Genomic DNA, 2724 nt, shown 5'->3' on the forward strand with positions numbered 1-2724 from the left:
AGCAGGGCGAGCTGCTCGCTGACGAGGCGCTTGATGCGCGTGAGCATGCCGACCATCCCGCGCATGCGCAGGGGAGAAACGGCCTCGGTCAGTCCCAGCTGGAACGGGAAATCGACGGGGAGCGCGAGCACCTCCTCCGCGCTGAGCGGGCTGAGGCCCTGCACCAGAATCGAGGCGAAGCCCCGAGTCGTCGGCGCCTCGGCCGGGGCCGTCGCAAACAGGGCGAAGGGGTGCCCCGCGCCCGGCTCTGTCTCGGCGCCGACCTCGGCGAAGATGAACACGGGTGCCTGGCACTCCTCGACCCGCTCCATGAGGTCGGGGTGGTCCACGTACCGCTGCGGAAGATCCGGGAGCTCATCCGAGAACTCCAGGAGGAGCAACAGGCGATCCTTCTGCTCCAGTTCCAGGAACTCCGCGCGGATCTCGTCAAGCGCCGCTGGCAGTGGCATCGGGGTCACGCTCACAGGGAACGGGCCGCCGGGACGAACGCCGGGGTGCCGGGCTGGTCGCTCTTCTCGATCGGCATCCGGACGAGGCTGCCCCACTCCAGCCAGGAGCCGTCGTAGTTGCGCACGTTCTCGAAGCCGAGCAGGTAGCGCAGCACGAACCAGGTGTGGCTGGAGCGCTCGCCGATCCGGCAGTAGGCGATGATCTCGTCCTCGTCGCGGAGGCCGGCCTTCTCGCGGTAGAGCACCTCGAGCTCGGCGCGAGACTTGAAGGTCTGGTCCTCGCGAGCGGCCTGGCCCCAGGGCACGTTGTGCGCGGTGGGGACGTGACCGGCGCGGAGAGTGGACTCCTCGGGGTAGGCGGGGGCGGTGGTCCGCTCGCCGCGGTACTCCTCGGGGGAGCGGACATCGAAGAGGGGCTTGCCGAAGTTCGCAACGACGTCGCCGCGGAAGGCGCGCTCGGTCTCGTCGTCACGCTCGACGAGGGGGTACTCGCTGGGGGTCGGGGTGGGGGTCTCGCGGACGAGCTCGCGGCCCTCCTCAATCCACTTGTCGCGGCCACCGTTCATCAGGCGGACATCCTCGTGGCCGTACAGGGTGAACACCCAGAGGGCGTAGGCCGCCCACCAGTTGCTCTTGTCGCCGTAGATCACGATCGTGTCGTCGCGGCTGATGCCCTTGGCGCTCATCATGGCCTGGAAGGCGGCGGGGTCGATGAAGTCGCGGGTGACGGGGTCGTTGAGGTCGGTGTGCCAGTCGATCTTGATCGCACCGGCGATGTGGCCGACCTCGTAGAGGAGCACATCCTCGTCGGACTCGACGACGACGAGGCCGGGGGTCCCGGCGTGTTCGGCGACCCAGGCGGTGGTCACGAGGCGCTCGGGACGGGCGTACTCCTGCAGCTCGGCGGCGGGATCAAAAGGAACGGTCATCGGTGTGACTCCTCGGTCTGGGGGTGGTGGCCTTGGGCACGGACTAGGCTAAATGTGCGGGCACTCCCAGCCTACGCAATTCCCCACGGAAACGCCCGGGTCGTTTCCCAGGTGAGTGCGCCGCTGTCACACTTTGAAACATTGAGGTTCCCACACGCACATGAGCACGGATAATTCACGCGCGATCGCTCGACTCGTCGACCGCAACCCCTCCATCTCGGGCACCGAGATGGTCGCGCACCTGATCCCCCCGCCCCAGTTCGACCACGCCTCCTTCGAGTCGTACCGCCCGGACCCGGACCACCCCTCACAGCAGGAGGCGCGCGACACGCTCGCCGCCTTCGCGACCGCGAGCCTGAGCCAGCCGAAGTCCAGCGGTGGCTTCTTCGGGCTCGGTAAGAAGAAGGCCCCGGCTGCGCCGCCGCAGAAGCCCGGCGTGTACCTCGACGGCGGCTTCGGCGTGGGCAAGACCCACCTGCTCGCGGCGCTGTGGCACGCGACGCCGGGCCGCAAGTACTTCGGCACCTTCATCCAGTACACCTCGCTCGTCGGCGCGCTCGGGTACTCCGCAGCCGTGAGCGTGCTGAGCGGCGCGAAGCTCATCTGCATCGACGAGTTCGAGCTGGACGATCCGGGCGACACCATGCTGATGACCCGGCTCCTTGGCGAGCTCACGGCCTCCGGCTCGAAGATCGCGGCGACCTCGAACACCCCGCCGAACGCGCTGGGGGAGGGTCGCTTCGCGGCGGCGGACTTCCTGCGCGAGATTCAGGCGATGTCGGACCGCTTCACGACGCTCCGCATCGACGGCAGCGACTACCGCCAGCGCAACGTCGACGGCCACGCGGTGACCCTGAGCGAGGAGGAGTACCGCTTCGCCCTCGCGGACGCGGTGCAGTCCGGGGACCGGGCGACCGATGACGCCTTCCGCGGCCTCGTTGACCACCTAGCCTCGGTGCACCCGTCGAGCTACATCCGCCTCATCGAGGGGGTCAACACGATCGGCCTGCGCGACGTGGAAGAGCTCACCAGTCAGACGGAGGCGCTCCGCTTCGTGGCCTTCATCGACCGCGTGTACGACGCGCAGATCCCGATTCGCTCCACGGGCGTCAGCCTGGACCAGATCTTCGGCGGCGGCATGCTCGATGGCGGCTACCGCAAGAAGTACCTGCGCTGCGTCTCCCGCCTGAACGCGCTGACCTCCTCCTAGGGCGGCGCACGCGGCGTGCCCGCGCGGAGCGCCGGGGTTGGCCCCGGCGGGCCGCGAGGTCGTAGGCTCTGAGCATGACAGATCGAAACGGCATCCTGCGCTGGGCGCTGGGGGCGCTCGGGAAACTGCTCAGCTC

At 68.7% G+C, this 2724-nt stretch carries 3 protein-coding genes; 1 reads left to right on the forward strand and 2 read right to left on the reverse strand.

Annotated features, from left to right (window positions below; translation table 11 throughout):
- Both OOT08_RS16195 and OOT08_RS16200 read right to left on the reverse strand, forming a co-directional pair.
- Positions 1-449 (reverse strand): SufE family protein (locus OOT08_RS16195; RefSeq protein WP_325093856.1); only part of this gene is annotated, 449 nt, incomplete at its 3' end.
- 11 nt (positions 450-460) lie between these two features.
- On the reverse strand, positions 461-1378 hold the full coding sequence (locus tag OOT08_RS16200) for a sulfurtransferase (protein ID WP_325093857.1): 918 nt from the start codon (positions 1376-1378) through the stop codon (positions 461-463).
- A gap of 160 nt (positions 1379-1538) precedes the next feature.
- Here OOT08_RS16200 and zapE point away from each other — a divergent pair, with 160 nt between their 5' ends.
- Positions 1539-2588, forward strand: a complete 1050-nt coding sequence (gene zapE, locus OOT08_RS16205; protein WP_325093858.1) for a cell division protein ZapE — start codon at positions 1539-1541, stop codon at positions 2586-2588.
- The last annotated feature ends 136 nt before the right edge of the window (positions 2589-2724 follow it).

This window comes from Leucobacter sp. M11, assembly GCF_035726885.1.
Classification (GTDB): domain Bacteria; phylum Actinomycetota; class Actinomycetes; order Actinomycetales; family Microbacteriaceae; genus JAPFRB01.